Below are 14,620 nucleotides of genomic sequence, written 5' to 3' on the forward strand. Positions count from 1 at the left end.
TCATGAAAATGAAATATTATTTTATAGGTTGTTTCTTCTTCCTGATGTCTTGTTCAAAAGATTTTCTGGAGAAAAAACCATACAATGCTCTTCCGGTAGAAAATGCTTTACAATCGGAAGCTGATATACAGGTTGCTTTAAGGGGTGCTTATGCCAGTTTACGTAATGTTGATTTATACGGCAGAACAATTCCTGTTTTAGGCGACCTGATGGCAGATGTTATTTACCAGTCAGTGAGTAATTCGAACCGATACACATTTTATAATCAATACGGAACACCGGTGGTAGATGGGAATGCACTTGGAATGTGGACAGCGGGTTATCATACAATTCTAAGGGTAAATAATATACTTAGTTCAAGCATCGATGGTACAGCTACTGCACGACAGTACCGCGGGGAAGCACATGCTATAAGAGCTTTGATGTATTTTGAACTGGTTCGTTTTTTCGCAAAACCTTTTACAGATAATCCTTCCGATGTTGGCGTACCGATCATAACTAAGTTCGACATCGGTGTAAAACCGAAGAGAAACACGATTGCGGAAGTATATGCTTTGATTTTAGATGATTTATCAAAAGCGTATAACCTGATGACACAAACCACGAATTCATCACAGTTTAGTAAATATGCGGCAAAGGCCCTGGAAGCAAAAGTACACCTGGCGAAAGGAGATATGGCCAATGCCCGTACTGCAGCACTTGATGTAATCAATAATGGCGGCTTTGCATTGGTAGGATCAAACAATTATGTTTCTTACTGGCAAAACCCAGCACCATTAAGTAACAAACTGGAAACTTTATTTGAAGTATCTTCTGATGGTGTAGCAAATCTTGGTTTCGATGCATTGGGTTATATCTATTCTCAAAATGGCTATGGCGATATGATTTGTGCATCAGACCTGTACAGCTTATATAGTGCCAATGATGTAAGAAGATTGCTGTTAACACCAGGAGCGCGTTCTGGTCCGGCCGTATTTGTAAATAAATACACCAATATTGTTACCGACAGAGACGATACCAAAGTATTGCGTTTAAGTGATGTATACCTGATAGCAGCAGAAGCCAGCTTAGGTACCAATGAAGCAGATGCAAGAAACTACTTGAATGCCGTAGCTACCCGTCGCGATGCATCATTTGCAGGTTTTACTTCAACAGGTACTGCATTATTGGAAGACATACTTACGGAGCGTAGAAAAGAACTGGCATTTGAAGGGCATCGTTTTCATGACCTTAACAGGCTGAAACGTACCATTAACAGAAGTACCGATTATCCCGCTGCGGCCAGAACTATTCCATATCCGTTCAACAGACGTTTATTGCCTATTCCACAGGCTGAAATGGATGCCAATCCGAATATGGTACAGAATCCGGGGTATTAGTTAGTAGTATAGATTGTTCATTTTTGTTGTTCGCCAGGGGTACTTTTATTAGTGCCCCTGGTTTTTTAAATATAACAGAGATGCGAGTTTTGGTTTTTTATGTTTTTTTTCTGGTTATTTTACTGCTGTATTGCGGCCATCCAACAAGCCTCAGCCAGCTAAAATCTCCCTCGATGAACAAACCCCTTTCCGATCATTCCTATCAATTGGTTTTTGCCGATGAATTCAATACAGGTTCATTGGATACTAATAAATGGTTTCCCTTTTATTTACCGCAGTGGAGTTCCAGAAAACAGTCGAAGCCCAATTATCATTTTAATAGCGACTGTTTATATCTTGACATCACAGAAGACCAGGAACCATGGTGCCTTGAGTTTAATGGAAAGGTAAAATGTTCTTCCATTCAGACCGGGGTGTTTTCAGGTCCAGAGGGCAGCAAGATTGGGCAACACCGTTTTTTTCATCCCGCACCCATTGTTCGTGAGGCGCAGGATCCGCAGCATACCTATTTAATGCAGTATGGCTATATTGAAATACGTGCCAAAGCCATACGGTCACCATCGAATGTAGTAGCCTTATGGATGATTGGTTATGAAGATGAGCCGCAACGGTCAGCAGAGTTATGTATAGTGGAAATCAAGGGATGGCAGGCGAAGGAGCAGGAAGCACTAATCGGATATGGTATTCATAGGTTCAACGACCCCGCACTCAAGGAAGCATTTTATGAAGATCCACATGCCATCGATGTAACAGATTTTCATGTATACGGAGCTGATTGGAAAAAAGACAGGGTTGATTTTTATATTGATGGAGAAAAAGTAAGAACCATTCTTCAGTCGCCGGCATATCCTATGCAGCTTATGTTAGGCGTTTATGAAATTCCGGATCAACAAAAGGAGGAGCCAAAAAACAAAACCACAGCTTCTTTTTGTATTGATTATGTAAGATGTTATGAAAGAAAAAAGGAAATATAGTTTAGCCTGCTACATTTCCAATTACCTGTAACTGCTGGAGGTTAGGTGTTGGACTTCCACCACGTTTTTCCAGTGTGATGGCAAAGGCGGAAGCATTGCTGATGTTTTTCATTTTGCACAAAGCATTACAACCATCAATCATTCCGGCATCAACAGGTTTACCATCCACAATGGCCCATAACTGGTATTGTGTATCGGTAGTTGTTTGAGGTAAGCGATTTGCAAGCAGGTATACTTCATTCTTTTTCTTATCCCAGAAAACGGTGGCCAGCTTATTTTCTTCCGCTTTTATACCAGGCATAGAAACTTTGGTAAAAGCAGGGTCACTCATAATCTGAATAGCATTGAACAGGTCAAGTCCTTTTGCCTGAAGGGCATCATTCTGGGCGAGTAAACTTCTTTTTTCAATGAGCAGAGCCTGATACTGACTGGATGCTTCGCGGAATTGCTGGTAGAAATAAACATTGGTGGCAGCACTCACTACCAGTAAGATAACAGAAGCTGCAGCTACATAACGCAACCATCCGGTTTTTACAACAGGCATGGTTACTATTTTGGCTTCTGCAACAGGTTTGAATTCATTTTCAAGTGTGGCGAGTAAGGCAGACTTTACATGTGGTGCAGGAGCCACGGCATTGGCCATAGCATGCTGCTCGAGCGATAACTCAAAAGCCTCAACGGCAGCCCTTATTTCGGGATACTGTTGGCTTAATCGTTCCAGCTCGGCCCGCTCTAGGTCATCAGCCATGCCTAAGACATAGCTTTCGATGATCCCACTTTCTATGTAAGCCTGTATATTCATTTATGGTTGAATAATGCCTCTTAATTGAATTAATGCTGTTCTTAATCTTGTTTTCACAGTTCCCAAAGGTATATCCAGCATTTTGGAAATTTCATCCTGGGTAAAACCCTGAAAATAAGACAGGTCAATCAGTACACGGTATTCCTCTTTTAACTGATGAACCAGTTTGCGTAAGCCTATCTGGTCGATATTCAGTTGTGAAGCACCCGCTGCACTATATACGTTTTCTGATAATTCCTGGTTTTTCTGGCTATTCTGGAAACTTTTGCTTCGTATGGTATCAATCGATGCATTACGGGCAATATTAAGCATCCAGGTAAATAGCCTGCCTTTGCTACTATCATAGCTTTCAACCTGGCGCCAGATTTTTACAAATACCTCTTGTAATACATCATTGGCCAGTTCTTCATCCTTAACAATATTGCAGATAATGGATAATAAAGCACCTGAATAGTTATCGTACAGGTAGCTGAATACAGATGCTGCCCGCTGTTGCAGGAGGTGTACCAGTTCGGACTCACTGTATTTTTTAGCTACTTCCAAAAGCAGGTTGAATGTTTTTGTACAAGGTTAGGTAACCAATGTACGGAGAAATTGTTCGGATGGTTTTAAAAAACTATCCAACCAAGGCCGCATAGGCCTCACTACTCATAAGGGCTTCTACATCGGCCACATTGGTAACGGTCATTTTAACCATCCAGCCATCACCATAGGGGTCGGTATTAACGAGTTCAGGCTGTTTTTCAAGCAGGCTGTTTACTTCCAGAATGGTGCCGGCAACAGGTAAAAACAGGTCGCTAACGGTTTTAACCGCTTCTACTGTACCAAATACTTCTTCTGCCGCCAGGGTTTTACCGGTGGTACTGATATCTACATAAACAATATCACCCAGCTCATGTTGAGCAAAATCGGTGATACCGATTGTAGCAGTATTACCTTCTAATTTAATCCATTCATGGTCTTTGGTGTAGCGTAATTCGGCTGGGAAGTTCATATAGGTGTTTTTTTGATTTTTTAGCCCATGGTCCATCGTCTAAAGACCCTGGACTATTTCTGCTGCAAATATTGATTAATTCCGGAACATGAAAAATTTATTCCTGTGCCTGTTCTGTTTGCTGGAAATAGAGCAAAACATGATCCTTGATAAAATTCTCCTGTTCAGGTAATGGCATGGGCGGTAATTCTTTTACCTGCTTAAAATGGGGCCACCCTTCACCGTCTTTCCCTTCGAGTATATAATAACCACTTTGCGACAGTACGGTACATACGGCTACATGCATCAGGTCCTGCTTCTGTTCTTTGGATACTTTTTCACGGATAAACCCGGTTTCCTGTAAACCAATCAGAAAAAGAACGGCTTCCAGATCGGGTTTTTTTCCAAAACGTTCTACCAGTTGCGCTTCCAGAGCCCACCAGCGTTGTTGCAGATCATCACTTACATATTGCATATGGCAAAGGTAAACCCTCAAAGCCTTTCTTCATCAGCCTTTAGCCGTTATCTTTGCCGCAAATAGATTTCTTATGTTACAAGTGAGTGTTCTGAGAGCGAATCCGGAAGAAGTAAAGAAAAGACTGGCGGTAAAACATTTTAAACAGCCAGAGCTGGTAGATACGATTATCAGCCTGGATGACGAACGTAAAAAACTGCAACTCGATTTTGATACAACACAGGGCAAACTGAATGCGGCATCCAAAGAAATCGGAAAACTCATGGCACAGGGAAATAAAGAAGCAGCCGAAACCATGAAAGCAGAAGTGTCCGGACTTAAAACCAGCCTTGAACCTATTAAAGAACAAATGGCGGTGGTGGAGCAAGCCCTGCTCGATACCTTATTGCAATTGCCCAACCTGCCTACAGCAGAAGTACCTGTGGGACGTACCCCGGAAGAAAATGTAGTGGTGAGAGAAGGGGGTAATAAACCTGCTTTACATGAAACTGCCCAGCCTCACTGGGACCTCACTAAAAAATACAACCTGATCGATTTTGAACTGGGTAATAAAATTACCGGTAGCGGATTTCCCGTATATATTGGTAAAGGTGCTAAACTGCAAAGGGCGCTGATACAGTATTTTCTTGATTTCAATACGGCTGCAGGGTATACTGAATACCTGCCACCATTTATGGTGAATGCCGCATCTGCCATGGGAACTGGCCAGTTACCGGATAAAGAAGGCCAGATGTATTATATGCCGGAAGATGATTTTTACATGATTCCTACGGCTGAAGTACCTGTTACCAATGTATACCGCGATGTTATTTTAAAGGAAGAAGATTTTCCGGTGAAAATGACCGCTTATTCTCCCTGTTTCAGAAGAGAAGCAGGTAGTTATGGAAAGGATGTGCGCGGACTCAACCGACTACATCAGTTTGAGAAAGTAGAAATCATCCAGATCGTAGAGCCGGAGAAAAGTCATGCTACACTGGAAGAAATGGTATTGCATGTAGAGAAGCTCCTGAATACACTCGAATTACCTTATCGAATTTTAAGATTATGTGGCGGCGACATGGGTTTTGCCAGTGCCATCACTTATGATTTCGAAGTATTCAGTGCCGCACAGGAACGCTGGCTGGAAGTAAGCAGTGTAAGTAATTTTGAAAATTACCAGACCAACCGTTTGAAATGCCGTTACAAAGATGGCAATGGCAAAATGCAATTAGCTCATTCACTTAATGGGAGCTCATTGGCCTTGCCAAGAATATTGGCTTGTTTACTGGAAAATCACCAGACTGCCGAAGGCATACAGTTGCCTGCTGCCATACAGCCATATTTCGGATCAGCAGTCATTAACTGAACCTATTAAACAGATTGGTTATGTTAACTAAATGGCTTAAAAGAATTGGGTACACCCTGCTGGTACTATTCCTGCTGGTAAATATTATTGCTGCATTCCATGCGTATAAATTCACCCATTTTTACAGCAATGCTGCACCGGTAAAGAAACCGGAACAAATGAGCGGAGGTGAAAAATTCAAAGCTATTTTCTTTGGTATCCGTTATCCCAAAACCAAAGTGGTTGACTCATTAGGACTGCCGCATGATACCGTTTTGCTGAAAACCGCCGACAGTCTTCAACTCGAAAGCTGGTATGCAAAACACGATTCGGCCAAAGGAACCATACTCATGTTTCATGGTCATGGTAGCAGTAAAAGCGGCATTATTGCTGAAGCACGTAAATTATATGAAATGGGTTACCATGTAATGCTCACCGATTTCAGGGCGCATGGTAACAGCGAAGGCAATACCACATCTATCGGCATTTATGAATCAAGAGATGTAAAAGCAGTATATGATTATGTGAAAGCAAAAGGAGAAACGAATATCATTATCTGGGGCATATCTATGGGGGCAGCCACCGCACTCAAAGCCATTGATGAATTTGGTATCAAACCCAATAAACTCATTCTCGAAATGCCATTTGGGTCATTACATAGTGCCGTTCAGGGTCGTATGAAAACCATGGGACTGCCTGCCGAACCCCTGAGCACCTTACTCACTTTCTGGGGAGGGTTAGAAATCGGCTCCTGGGCTTTTAGCCATCGGCCTGATCTCTATGCCAAAAAAGTAAACTGTCCTGTTTTGCTCCAGTGGGGAGCAGGCGATAAACGTGTTACCGAAGACGAAACCAACACTTTATTCAGCAATATTTCAAGTCACGAGAAAGTGATGATCAAATATTTGCAAAGCGGACATGAGAGCCTTTTTAAGAAAGAAACGGGCAAATGGGGATCCGTAATGAGTTTTTTTCTAAATAAGTAAACTGATTTTCTAAAAAAAGGCAAAATTCAAAAGCAGGTCATTTTTGAATTTTGCCTTTTGAATGTTGATTTCATTTCCTGATCGTAATCTTCGTGCCAACGGGCAGTACATCAAAAATTTCTTCCACATACCTGTTCTTGGTACTGATGCATCCTTCTGTCCAGTTTTGTAATCCATCTACAGCATAATCTTCGTTGGGCCAGGTCCCATGGATACCGATACTTCCACCAATCTGTGCATCGGCAGGGATGAGTCCGGCAGCTTTTCGCTGGTTAAATTTGGCTACACTTTCTGCATTGGGGTAATCGATCAGCAGAAAACGGCTCCATTTTTCATGTTTTCTTTTAAAGCATATTTTAAAAGTTCCTTCAGGCGTACGTCGGTCGCCCTGCATCATTTTATCGCCCATGTCTTTATTGCCAAATACTACCGGATAGGTTGCCAGGCATTCGCCGGTAGAATCGTATACTTTCATTTCATACTTCGTTTTTACAACGAGAATGTAGTAAGTGTTCTTGGTAGCATGTTCAGTGTTGAGGTGATGGGTGCTTCTGAAAGAAGTGCCGCCAATAAGAATGGCCAGCAGGCAGGGAGCATAGAGGAGGGGTTTCATACAAATAGGTTTTTGGTTTGAACCCGAAACTAAAATTCCGCTGCATGAGCTGGTGTTGTGCTCTGGTTAATTGACAAAAGTTTTGGTTAACAAACGTTATGTTAAGACAGGAGTAAGGAGGAGGCTGCAAGCGACAAGGGAAAGGCAGGATACAAGTAAAAAAACAAGGCACAAGATTCAAGAAAAAAAGCTTGAACCTCGTGCCTCTTGCGGCTTGTAGCTTGTTGCTTGCAGCTCATAACTCTCCTGCTACCACCTGCTAAACCTGATACCTACTGCATAAGGAAACTGCTCAAGCCTTGTAATGTCTTTGTGTAATTTATTGATACTGTAACTTCCGTATAAACGAACCGGACCTAAACCTACTTCACCAATAGCTGCTACACGGAAAGGTTCGAGGTTGAAATCGCCGGGCGATTTTTGTTTGCCGCGTTCACTGCTTTTCTGTTTGTTCCTGCTGCTGATGAGATAACCTGCACTCATACCCGCACTGATGCTGAAACCTCTTCTGTTATTGGGTGTAGTGTTAATGTTGATCATAAAAGGAACAGTAAGATAACCTGCATACAGTTTATTTTTCGAGAAGCTGATCGAATCATTGTATACATAAGGATTAGTAGCATCCTTGCGATAACTGATACGAGAATCGTAACGGAAATTATACATCTCCAGACCGAGACCATATTTCAGGTTCACCACATGTTTTATTACGTTCACCTTCTGCATAAAGAACCAGATATTCACGTTGGTTGATTTACCTGTGTTCAGTTTAAAACTGTTTTGGTTTACTGCACCGTCGGCCGGACGAAAAGTTCTGAAATAACTACCAGCCTGTGCATTGGTATAATTGGTCTGGTCGCGGAAATTGGTAAAGCCAAGGTCCATGATCCACCAGTTAGTACTCACGTTTCTGTTCGTTCTGTTCCTGCGTTCAATCTTGATATCAAAATTGCGGTCCCAGTCCTTCCAGATACTCTTGTTATCTGAACTGTTGTTACCGTCTTTGTTTTTCTTGATGATAATAAAATTTCCCACTTTCACAGTATCCGAATTGTTGTTGGTACTGTCTGTCTGGGCAAACAGCGATCCTGAAAGCAGGAATGCTGCTGTTACAATGGCTAAACGTTTCATACAATGTTGCTTTACTCTTTTATTTTAACGATCGGGTAGGGCTTACGCCTGAAGTTTCGGCTTCTTCCGTTTTTTTACTCCTGAAAATACTGGTGGCTTTCCGGAAGAAACCACGAAGTTTATCTTTATTAATTTCAACTGAACCAATCAATAAACTTTTATTGTTACTGTCGGCTTCGGTATCTAATTCTTTATATACTACCTGCTGGGCCAATGCTGTTTTTCCGGTTGCCTCTTCGGGATCAGGACTCACAGCGGTTTTAATCAGGTCATTTTCATTGATGGCTGCATTGGCTGTAATACCAGCATATGTTTTTGTACCTAGTGTAGATTTTACCGGCTCTTCTGAGCTGATGGTTTGCTGTCTTTCAATGATCAGTTCAGGCGCTGTTTTTAATTCTTCACGGGTGTTCATTGTTGGAATATTTACAGCGACTGATTGTTGTAAAGCTGAAACAGCAGCTTGCTCATCTATCACATTTGCCTCATTCGTCCGAATGTTGTGCTCTTTAGCTGTCGCACCCGGTACTTCAACGAAAGAAGGGTTGTTGGTATTATCGGGGGTCACAGTTTTTTTATCGGTAACAGCAGCGAGCTGTTTATTGTCGGTTGTATTTGAACTGGTATCGCCGGTAATATTCCAGAGAAAAAATCCAAAACCAATGATAGCGGCGGCCGCCACCATTCTCACCCAGCGCATATATACCACAGGTCTTTTCTCAGACTCGGTTCTGTATAAACTGTTTTTATCAGGGAAGGGAACCTCGTCGGCAGGCAATTTTGTTTGTTTGAACTGTACAAATTCTTCCTGTAAGGCAGGATGCTGTAATACAAATGTTTCAACAGCTTCACGTTCAGTAACAGAGAGTTCATCATCCATATACAATAAAAACTGCTCGGTATGATTGTGTAAGCCAATACCCTTCCCTGCACTACGGTATAACATTGATTTGTCGACGAGCATATGCTCATCATTGGGCAATGTGGTTTGCTGGAGGGCTAAAAAATCATCTGACAGATCTGGATTCTCCTGAACAAACTGTTCAACAGCCATTCTATCGGCAGGAGAAAGCTCCCTGTCTGTATAGAGCAGGAAAAACTCCTCGTAATTATGTCTGTTGATGTTGATCATTTTATTCTAATGAATGATTATAAAACATTTTCAGGGCTTACTAAATAATTCCGCAGGGTAAGTCGGGCTCGATGAAGATACACTTTCACCTGGCTCTCGTTCAGTCCCATGATCTGTCCTATTTCTTCGTAACTATATCCTTCGTAATCTTTCAGCATTACCAGGCTGCGCTGTGTTTCATTCAACCTGTTCAGTGCTTCCATCAGTATCTTTTTCACATTGCTTTTATGGTTGCCGATCTGTTCCGATCTGCCATCTTCCTGGAACTCATCTTTCAACTGAATTCTTTTCACTTTCCTGATATGGTCAATCATCTGGTTATAGGCCACCGTAAAAAGATAAGATTTCGATTTGCTGTTTTCAACAGCTTCCCGGTTACGCCAGAGCTTTTCAAAAGCAGTCTGAACAATATCGCGGGCATCTTCTTCATGGCGAAGATTCTTCACAATGAAGCGGTATACGTTGTCGGCGTATTGGTTCACACAGTTATTGTACTCTTGCTCGGTCATAAACAGCAGCGATAATTCAAATGATTGCCTTGTATAGAGGTTATACGGCTGGCAGGGCCTTTTGTTACAGTACAAAGAAAAAAAATCCTGCGTTTATGGCGCAGGATCAATGATTATCGGAAAGTTGAGACAATTAAACGGTTTAATCCGCCATAATGTATTTCGTCCGGACTGCTACCCTGGGGCTTGGTCAACTGTTTTTTCTGCTTTAATGGACAGTTTTTAGAAGTCTCACAGATCTTTTTATTGCTGTAGTTCTCTGTAATATACCCGACTGCAAATAATACAACAGTGGCTGCCACTGGAAGAAAAAGGTATCTTTTTTTCATAAGCCGGGTTTAAGGAATACTAAAGATATATACAAGAATCTTAAACAGAAAAGGATTTAACGTTAAATGAAGTTAAAAACGGGAATGATCAATGGTGAATCGTGAATAGGGGTACCTAAAAATTCACGATTCACCATTGACCATTCACCCTCTTAATAATCAATCACCTGCTCCTGTATACTTTCCGGAATATCCCTCCAGTTATACTGCTGGCCGCGTAACTGGGGTTCGAAACCGGCTTCACGGATGGCATCCTGCATGGTTTTATAGGTAAAACGGTGGGGGGCACCGGCTGCACTCACCACATTTTCCTCAATCATAATAGAGCCAAAATCGTTGGCGCCGGCATGCAGACAAATCTGGGCCGTCTGTTTACCCACGGTAAGCCAGCTTGCCTGTATATTTTTCACATTGGGGAGCATGATACGGCTGATGGCAATCATCCTGATATATTCATCGGTGGTGGTAAGGTTATGTACCCCCCTGATACGGGTAAGCAGGGTATCCACATCCTGAAAGGTCCAGGGAATAAAAGCGAGGAACCCTTTAGCTTCTTCTGGCTTGCGGCTCTGTACTTCCCTGATAAGGGTTAAATGGATAAAACGCTCTTCCAGGGTTTCCACATGGCCAAACATCATGGTGGCACTGGTGGTAATATTCAATTTATGGGCCTCATGCATGATATCAAGCCATTCATCGGCACCACATTTACCTTTCGAAATAAGTCTGCGAACCCTGTCAACCAGGATCTCGGCACCAGCACCGGGTAAAGAGTCCAAACCAGCTTCCTGTAAGGCTTTCAGCACATCATGGTGACTCATTTTCTCCAGTTTACAGATATGTGCCACTTCTGGAGGTCCGAGTGCATGCAGTTTCAGGTGTGGGTATTCCTGCTTAATCTGTCTGAAGGTATTGGTATAAAAATCGAGCCCTAATTCGGGGTGATGACCACCTTGTAATAACAACTGATCGCCTCCGTATTTCAAAGTCTCTTCAATTTTTGTACGGTAAGTGGGCATATCGGTTATATAGGCTTCTGCATGACCAGGTATCCGGTAAAAATTGCAGAACTTACAATTGGCAATACAAACGTTGGTGGTATTTACATTACGGTCGATCTGCCAGGTAACTTTACCATGTGGAACCTGTTTTTTTCTCAGCTCATCGGCCACATGCATCAGTTCAGAGAGAGGAGCCTGTTCAAAGAGGAACATACCTTCTTCTATACTCAAAAACTCAAAACTCAGTGCCCGTTGGTACAAATCTGCTAACTGCATGTAGAGGAAATTTCTTATAAACAACAAAGGTAGGATGATAAGGTTGATTATTGCTGCATCAAAAACAGCGGTTCCGTTGTCATGTTAGGGGCCAATGATCATTCCTGACCGGAAATAGTAAAAAACGGAGGTAATGGACAAATGGGCTAATTTTCAATCTGCATGAAACGTTTAACGATTGCCATCCTCCTGACTGGGCTGTTTTATGCCCTTCCTCCTGCTCATGCCCAGGAAGAATTCATCATGCCCGAAGCAAAACTGCTCACCCGTTTTCCCTTTTCACAGTTAAGTGGAGGTATTGTTATTATAAAAGCACAGGTAGATGATCACCCAGATACGCTCAACTTCGTTTTTGATACCGGCAGCGGTGGAATTTCACTCGATTCACTCACTGTTCAATACCTCGGACTTAAAAAACAACTAAGCGATAAAACGATTAGGGGTATTGCCGGTATTAAACTGGTAGAATTTGCTTACAACCATACACTTAAATTACCCGGGCTTGAAGTAGATAAACTTGATTTTCATATCAACGATTATGAGTTGCTTACAAGTGTATACGGAATAAAGATTGATGGGATTATAGGGTTTAGTTTTTTAAGAAGGTATATTGTGAACCTCGATTATGATAAGCAGGTGATGGAAGTGTACACGCCCGGTCGGTTCAGGTATCCCAAGGGCGGGCATCTGTTACATCCCGATTTTTCTACCCTGCCTTTGCAAAGCGCAACAATAGAAGATGAAAGAACCATCAATGCGAGATTTATTTTCGATACTGGTGCCGGTCTGACTTTTCTTTTATCAAAAGAATTTGTATCAGACAGCATGTTCTTTAAACGCAAACGGAAATTTTATCCGACACAGGCAGAAGGCCTGGGCGGTAAGAAGATGATGGATATTACGGTAGCCAAAGAAGTAAAGCTGGGCCCCTATAAATTCAGAAATGTACCGGTACATATTTTCGATGATGAATACAATGTAACATCCTATCCTCTGCTTGGCGGATTAATTGGTAATGATGTAATGCGGCGGTTCAATGTTATTCTGAACTACCCCGATCGTTGTATTTATATAAAACCCAATAATCATTTTCCGGAAAGCTTCGATTATTCCTATACAGGTTTGGGTATATACCTGATTGATGGGGAGATAAGGGTTATTGATATTATCAAAGGTTCTCCTGGCGACAAAGCCGGTTTTCAGCCGGGAGATATCATCTTTTCGGTAGAAAATAATTACACCAAAAATATCCAGACATACAAAACACTTTTCCAGAACTCTATTGGTAGGGTTCGTGTAATTATTTTCAGGGAACAGAAACCACTGGTCTTAACTATGGTCATAAAAGACATCAGACGTAACCGTTAAGAAACTTGCGTTTTTGGGAAATGTATATGATTGGCCTGGCTGACAATAGGTACAAAACGATACACTACCTGCTTTTCACTTAATTTCGCTGCTTCAATTCTTTCTATGATAGTATTTGACAGATTTGTGCTCGATAATGGCCTCAGGGTTTTGGTACATGAAGATCATTCAACACCCATGGCCGTGGTGAATGTGTTGTACGATGTGGGCGCACGTGATGAAAACCCCGACAAAACAGGGTTTGCTCACCTGTTCGAACACCTCATGTTTGGCGGCAGCATCAACATACCCGATTATGATGAACCCCTGCAGCGTGCGGGCGGAGAGAATAATGCGTACACAACCAACGACCTTACCAACTATTATTGTCAGGTGCCAGCCGAAAATATTGAAACGGCATTCTGGCTTGAGAGCGATCGCATGTTGAGCCTGGCATTCAGTAAAAAAAGTCTCGACGTACAGCGAAAAGTAGTGTGTGAAGAATTCAAGGAACATTACCTGAATAAACCTTATGGCGATGTATGGCATAAAATGCGTGAACTCGCTTATACTTCGCACCCTTATCGCTGGATGACCATTGGTAAGGAACTGAGCCATGTAGAGAATGCGCATATTGATGATGTAAAACAATTCTTTTTCAAACATTACCGGCCCGTGAATGCTATTCTCGCCGTAACAGGTCATGTTACTACCGAACAGGTAAAACAGCTTGCCAATAAATGGTTTGCCGACATACCCATGGGCGATCCATACAAACGCCATTTACCACAGGAACCAATACAAACCAAAGCCCGTAAACTAGAAGTACATGCCGCAGTACCACTTGATGCCTATGTAAAAACATGGCATATGGATTCCAGACTTGAAAAAGGATATTATGCGGCAGATATGATTACTGAAATTCTTGGGGGAGGCGGTTCATCAAGATTATACCAGTCATTGGTAAAAGAAAAACAATTGTTCTCCAACCTCGATTGTTATCATTTCGGAAGTATCGATGCAGGATTGCTGACTGTTGAAGGAAAACTGGTAAAAGGGGTAAAAATGGAAGATGCAGCCGCAGCAGTAGATGCTGAAATCAGTAAACTACAGTCAACAATTATCAACGACCAGGAATTGCAGAAAGTAAAGAATAAAACAGAAAGTGTAATTGCATTTGAAGACATGAGTATCATGAGCAGGGCCAACAGTCTTGCATTGTATGAATTACTGGGCGATGCCGACATGATGAACACTGAGCTGCAGAAATACCAGGAGATTACGGTAGAAGATATCCAGGCATATTGTAAAAAAATATTCCGGGAAGAAAACAGCAATACATTATTCTATCATGCCAATTAATATATGG

At 42.0% G+C, this 14,620-nt stretch carries 16 protein-coding genes; 6 read left to right on the forward strand and 10 right to left on the reverse strand.

Annotated elements, in window-relative coordinates:
- The first annotated feature begins 2 nt into the window (after positions 1-2).
- Together ACH3Z1_RS06145 and ACH3Z1_RS06150 are read left to right on the forward strand one after the other, a co-directional pair.
- The gene (locus ACH3Z1_RS06145) at positions 3-1,379 is read left to right on the forward strand and encodes a RagB/SusD family nutrient uptake outer membrane protein (RefSeq protein ID WP_490820986.1); all 1,377 of its coding nucleotides are present in this window, start codon (positions 3-5) and stop codon (positions 1,377-1,379) included.
- Between the two features lie 173 nt (positions 1,380-1,552).
- On the forward strand, positions 1,553-2,353 hold the full coding sequence (locus tag ACH3Z1_RS06150) for a glycoside hydrolase family 16 protein (protein ID WP_490820987.1): 801 nt from the start codon (positions 1,553-1,555) through the stop codon (positions 2,351-2,353).
- 1 nt (position 2,354) lies between these two features.
- Here ACH3Z1_RS06150 and ACH3Z1_RS06155 read toward each other — a convergent pair whose 3' ends face one another.
- The 4 genes from ACH3Z1_RS06155 to ACH3Z1_RS06170 form a co-directional block, all read right to left on the reverse strand.
- On the reverse strand, positions 2,355-3,101 hold the full coding sequence (locus ACH3Z1_RS06155; RefSeq protein ID WP_490820988.1) for an anti-sigma factor: 747 nt from the start codon (positions 3,099-3,101) through the stop codon (positions 2,355-2,357).
- Positions 3,102-3,155: 54 nt separating this feature from the next.
- Entirely contained in the window at positions 3,156-3,698 is a 543-nt protein-coding gene (locus ACH3Z1_RS06160) for an RNA polymerase sigma factor (RefSeq protein WP_490820989.1), read from the reverse strand.
- A 73-nt stretch (positions 3,699-3,771) separates the two neighbouring features.
- On the reverse strand, positions 3,772-4,149 hold the full coding sequence (gene gcvH / locus ACH3Z1_RS06165; protein WP_490820990.1) for a glycine cleavage system protein GcvH: 378 nt from the start codon (positions 4,147-4,149) through the stop codon (positions 3,772-3,774).
- Positions 4,150-4,246: 97 nt separating this feature from the next.
- A complete protein-coding gene (locus ACH3Z1_RS06170; protein ID WP_490820991.1) occupies positions 4,247-4,603 on the reverse strand; it encodes a hypothetical protein in 357 nt (118 codons plus the stop codon).
- Between the two features lie 73 nt (positions 4,604-4,676).
- Here ACH3Z1_RS06170 and serS point away from each other — a divergent pair, with 73 nt between their 5' ends.
- On the forward strand, positions 4,677-5,948 hold the full coding sequence (serS, locus tag ACH3Z1_RS06175; RefSeq protein WP_490820992.1) for a serine--tRNA ligase: 1,272 nt from the start codon (positions 4,677-4,679) through the stop codon (positions 5,946-5,948).
- Between the two features lie 20 nt (positions 5,949-5,968).
- Complete coding sequence (locus tag ACH3Z1_RS06180; RefSeq protein WP_490820993.1) at positions 5,969-6,913, forward strand: alpha/beta hydrolase; 945 nt, start codon at positions 5,969-5,971, stop codon at positions 6,911-6,913.
- A gap of 70 nt (positions 6,914-6,983) precedes the next feature.
- Here the strand turns inward: ACH3Z1_RS06180 and ACH3Z1_RS06185 are convergent, their stop codons facing one another.
- The 6 genes from ACH3Z1_RS06185 to mqnC form a co-directional block, all read right to left on the reverse strand.
- Positions 6,984-7,526, reverse strand: coding sequence for a L,D-transpeptidase family protein (locus ACH3Z1_RS06185; protein ID WP_490820994.1), 543 nt, complete (start codon positions 7,524-7,526; stop codon positions 6,984-6,986).
- A 249-nt stretch (positions 7,527-7,775) separates the two neighbouring features.
- Positions 7,776-8,657 (reverse strand): outer membrane beta-barrel protein, encoded by an 882-nt coding sequence (locus ACH3Z1_RS06190; protein WP_490820995.1) that lies wholly within the window; start codon positions 8,655-8,657, stop codon positions 7,776-7,778.
- Between the two features lie 19 nt (positions 8,658-8,676).
- On the reverse strand, positions 8,677-9,789 hold the full coding sequence (locus ACH3Z1_RS06195) for an anti-sigma factor family protein (protein WP_490820996.1): 1,113 nt from the start codon (positions 9,787-9,789) through the stop codon (positions 8,677-8,679).
- A gap of 17 nt (positions 9,790-9,806) precedes the next feature.
- Positions 9,807-10,298, reverse strand: a complete 492-nt coding sequence (locus ACH3Z1_RS06200; RefSeq protein ID WP_490820997.1) for an RNA polymerase sigma factor — start codon at positions 10,296-10,298, stop codon at positions 9,807-9,809.
- A 113-nt stretch (positions 10,299-10,411) separates the two neighbouring features.
- Complete coding sequence (locus ACH3Z1_RS06205; RefSeq protein ID WP_490820998.1) at positions 10,412-10,627, reverse strand: hypothetical protein; 216 nt, start codon at positions 10,625-10,627, stop codon at positions 10,412-10,414.
- A 152-nt stretch (positions 10,628-10,779) separates the two neighbouring features.
- Positions 10,780-11,904 (reverse strand): cyclic dehypoxanthinyl futalosine synthase, encoded by a 1,125-nt coding sequence (gene mqnC, locus ACH3Z1_RS06210; protein WP_490820999.1) that lies wholly within the window; start codon positions 11,902-11,904, stop codon positions 10,780-10,782.
- Between the two features lie 162 nt (positions 11,905-12,066).
- On the opposite strand from mqnC, the gene ACH3Z1_RS06215 reads away from it, so the two are divergent.
- Positions 12,067-13,272, forward strand: a complete 1,206-nt coding sequence (locus tag ACH3Z1_RS06215) for an aspartyl protease family protein (protein ID WP_490821000.1) — start codon at positions 12,067-12,069, stop codon at positions 13,270-13,272.
- A gap of 105 nt (positions 13,273-13,377) precedes the next feature.
- Positions 13,378-14,613: a M16 family metallopeptidase gene (locus ACH3Z1_RS06220; RefSeq protein WP_490821001.1), complete on the forward strand. Its 1,236-nt coding sequence runs from the start codon at positions 13,378-13,380 to the stop codon at positions 14,611-14,613.
- Positions 14,614-14,620: the final 7 nt, after the last annotated feature.

This window comes from Sediminibacterium sp. FW305-C-49 (genome assembly GCF_058231085.1).